Source organism: Actibacterium sp. XHP0104, from assembly GCF_025751515.1.
In the GTDB taxonomy this organism is placed as follows: Bacteria; Pseudomonadota; Alphaproteobacteria; order Rhodobacterales; family Rhodobacteraceae; genus Actibacterium_D.
In genome coordinates this window covers 1-2,716 of the sequence record NZ_JAOWLE010000015.1, presented here as the reverse complement: position 1 = coordinate 2,716, position 2,716 = coordinate 1, and the positions used below count along the sequence as shown (strand labels likewise).

Below are 2,716 nucleotides of genomic sequence, written 5' to 3'. Positions count from 1 at the left end.
TACAACACAAAGAGGCCCCACAGTGCATTGGGTTATCGCCCACCGGCCCCGGAATCCATCATCCCGATGGAACACAGGACGATCATGCACTAACAATCAAACTGGACCAGTCAGATGAGGCTGCTCACAGGGCTGATCAATCAGCTCCGGCAGGAAGACCTTGGCATTGAGCGGTATATTTGGCGCTCGCAGGACGATGCCAAGGTGCGTGACAGCCGTGCCGCCTATGATGACCGCGTATTCCGCTGGGACAATCCGCCGGAAGACGGGCATCCCGGCGAGGCGCACAATTGCCGGTGCTATGCCGAACCTGTGTTGCCGGGCGTACAGAGCAATGTGGTACTTGCTGATTTTGCGCCCACGGCAGGTGTTGTCCCTGCTCTCGACCCAACTGACGCGATACATGGCTTGCGCGCTCTGACAAGCATTGGCGCAGCCCTTCTTGCATCTGATGCATTGCAGGCCTGGACGGAAGCTATGCGTGACCGGCGCGTGGATGCGGCAGGTGCGCGCCTGGGGGTCGATGTGACAACTGTCGAAGGTCGCTTGGCGGCGACAGCCTATGCTCTCGTCCAGGAAGGGATCAGTAGCGGCGGGTATCCAGTCCTGCCCAAGAATCCCGAATTCGCGCGCATCGGAGCCGAGGCAGCGGCGCTTTACGAGTTGCTGAACCCTGGAACGATTCTTGACACGGGTGCGGGTGGCAGCCCCGCAAAACAGCGCGCTTTACAGGATTTCATTGAAGCCGTTGGCGAAGCGTACGCACGCGGAGATTTACGGCTTCAGGAAGGCGAGCTGGCGCAAGGCTGGGTCGAGGTTTTCCCGGAACTTTCGGAAGGCGAGCGCCGTTTGGGGCAACTGCCGGGCTGCACTCCGGAACGGATCGAGCAATGGCTTGAAACCTACCCAATTGAAGACCTCGGCTTGCCAAACAACACTGGCTCCCCCATTCCCGGCGATCCGACCGACAGCATCATTTCGACTCCAATCCCAGAAGAAGCCGGGCCGAATATCGTTGCAGTCCAACCAGGTGAGCCAACCCCGATCAACCCGAGCGATGACGAAGCGACGCAACGCGGGCATCGCCGAGAGAATGAAGCCGCGCAGATTCTGGGGCAAAATGGCTTTGACATCATTCAGAACCCGCTGGTCGACGGACTCAAACGTCCAGATTATTTGATAAACGGCGAGGTTTACGATCACTATGCACCGTCAACCGATCACCCCCGAAGAATTTGGGAACGAGTTCAAGAGAAAGTCGAAAAAGGACAGGCCGCAAACATCGTCATTGGCCTGCAAGATAGCAGCGTTGATGAAGACGCCCTGCGACAACAGTTTGAAAACTGGCCCATTGAAGGGCTTGGCGATGTGATTATCATTCGCCCTGACGGCACCATAGGGAGGCTGTGATGGCAATCGAGTACTTCATTTACACCGACCTTGACGCCGAAACGCTGAAACGCCGCGCCGAGATTGCAGCCAAAGGTATGCAGAATCTTTGGGAAGACTGGTGGGTCCGTGATGATTTGGGGCCGTTCCACGAGGAGATCATGGAAGAGTACGGCGTCGATAAAGCGTTCAGGACTTCAATGGGTTCCCGACACTCAAAGGGCCGCAGTGTCGAAGCGCGCGGCAAATTGCTTGAGTTTTTTGACTCGCTGCCCGGGCGGAAACTCATGCTGAATGGCGACAGCTTTGTCGATTACCGCGAGAGCTGAGAACAAGAGCAGACCTTGGAGCATTTGCAGCGAAAGCTCACTTTGTCCCGCAAAGCGTGAGTTCGATACTCATCACTTCGTGAACCTGCGGCGAAGGTCCGCTATGTAGGCTGCGACCGCAGCATCTGGGTTGGCCGCTGGATGTCCGCAAAGGGCCGGAAATGAGATACTGCTCGCCTTTAACGATCATTGGACATTTCCATAGCTTCAACTGCCAAGTCGAGCGCAGTCGCCGTACTATCACAGACGTTGCGAAACGCAGGCAAGGCTTCGGCAGGAATAATGAACCGAGTTCCTAAGTTGTTCTGACAAATACTTTCGAGGCAATGTTCAAAGCCGTCTAAGCTGATAAGTGCGTTGACCACAATATCAATTTCATCCGGATCCAATAGCCCCAAGTCGGCTGTGAGGCCCTCGGACAGAAGCCTCCGTATTTTTCCAACGGAGACTTCCTCCGCTTTGGAGTGTATGGCGTCACGATTCCGCTTAAGGGCGTCAGAATAGTTTCGGAACTCGGCTGCCAGAATCCGACGTAATACCGCCCGCCTCATCCTCAGTTGCCTGGAATGTTCCAATCTAGCGTATCGGGCATTCGCACTCAGCGTCCAGATCACACCAAGAAAACCCACGATGCCGACTATCATCGTCTGGAAGCGGTCGATGTGGCCTAGGAATTCAGGAGCTGTCATGGGGCTTTTCACTAGTTTATGTTTGGATCAACGCTTTGCTTGTATGAGCCTAAGAGACTTGACCTGTTGCTAATTTGCAAGGGCTGGGACCTCGCCCCTATTGCTTCCACGTTGCTTCCAGCGCCAAATCCACAACGCGTTCGGCCGCCCGACGGCGGAATTTAACTGTCTGATATATTGTGATTATTTTGGTTGCGGGGGCAGGATTTGAACCTGCGACCTTCAGGTTATGAGCCTGACGAGCTACCGGGCTGCTCCACCCCGCGCCGATGATGTTTTGATTGATCGTTTTGAGAGATACGTTGTTGT

General features: G+C 55.3%; 3 protein-coding genes and 1 tRNA gene. 2 read left to right on the top strand and 2 right to left on the bottom strand.

Going from position 1 to position 2,716, the window contains the following annotated elements:
* Window positions 1–114 precede the first annotated feature (114 nt).
* Both OE856_RS13665 and OE856_RS13660 read left to right on the top strand, forming a co-directional pair.
* Window positions 115–1,410 (top strand): phage minor head protein, encoded by a 1,296-nt coding sequence (locus OE856_RS13665; RefSeq protein ID WP_263716710.1) that lies wholly within the window; start codon window positions 115–117, stop codon window positions 1,408–1,410.
* A complete protein-coding gene (locus OE856_RS13660; RefSeq protein ID WP_263716709.1) occupies window positions 1,410–1,718 on the top strand; it encodes a hypothetical protein in 309 nt (102 codons plus the stop codon). The genes OE856_RS13665 and OE856_RS13660 overlap by 1 nt, the downstream gene beginning before the upstream one ends.
* Before the next feature lie 179 nt (window positions 1,719–1,897).
* Here the strand turns inward: OE856_RS13660 and OE856_RS13655 are convergent, their stop codons facing one another.
* On the bottom strand, window positions 1,898–2,407 hold the full coding sequence (locus OE856_RS13655; RefSeq protein WP_263716708.1) for a hypothetical protein: 510 nt from the start codon (window positions 2,405–2,407) through the stop codon (window positions 1,898–1,900).
* 189 nt (window positions 2,408–2,596) lie between these two features.
* Window positions 2,597–2,673: transfer RNA gene (locus OE856_RS13650), tRNA-Met, on the bottom strand.
* Window positions 2,674–2,716 lie beyond the last annotated feature (43 nt).

Excerpts from the sequence above, each read along its gene's own strand:
- OE856_RS13665 (WP_263716710.1), top strand. The coding sequence starts at position 115 with ATGAGGCTGCTCACAGGGCTGATCAATCAGCTCCGGCAGGAAGACCTT.
- OE856_RS13660 (WP_263716709.1), top strand. The coding sequence starts at position 1,410 with ATGGCAATCGAGTACTTCATTTACACCGACCTTGACGCCGAAACGCTG.
- OE856_RS13655 (WP_263716708.1), bottom strand. The coding sequence starts at position 2,407 with ATGACAGCTCCTGAATTCCTAGGCCACATCGACCGCTTCCAGACGATG.